This window comes from Bacteriovorax sp. DB6_IX (assembly GCF_000447775.1).
Taxonomy (GTDB): Bacteria; Bdellovibrionota; Bacteriovoracia; order Bacteriovoracales; family Bacteriovoracaceae; genus Halobacteriovorax_A.
Genome location: NZ_AUNJ01000406.1, coordinates 1 through 218 on the forward strand (window position 1 = coordinate 1; position 218 = coordinate 218).

Here is a 218-nt window from a genome sequence, read left to right on the forward strand (position 1 = left end):
CAGATCTCTATCCACAACTTTCAGAACAAGAGGCTCTTCATAACTAAGATTTTGAACCCTTTTATCAACAGTCTGCTTTGCCCAAGTATCCCAGAAATACTCCATTCCTGATTTCAAATATTGAGTCAGAATTGTCTTATTATCTGTCCACACGTTGAAGTCACTAAACTTAGTAATAAGAGCCACAAATTGTGAAATCAATCTTGTCTCTTTATCAC

General features: G+C 35.8%; 1 protein-coding gene. It reads right to left on the minus strand.

What is annotated here, in order from left to right; all coding sequences use genetic code 11:
• Positions 1–201: hypothetical protein (locus M901_RS12770; protein ID WP_157680005.1), on the minus strand; the 201-nt coding region annotated here is incomplete at its 3' end.
• Positions 202–218: the final 17 nt, after the last annotated feature.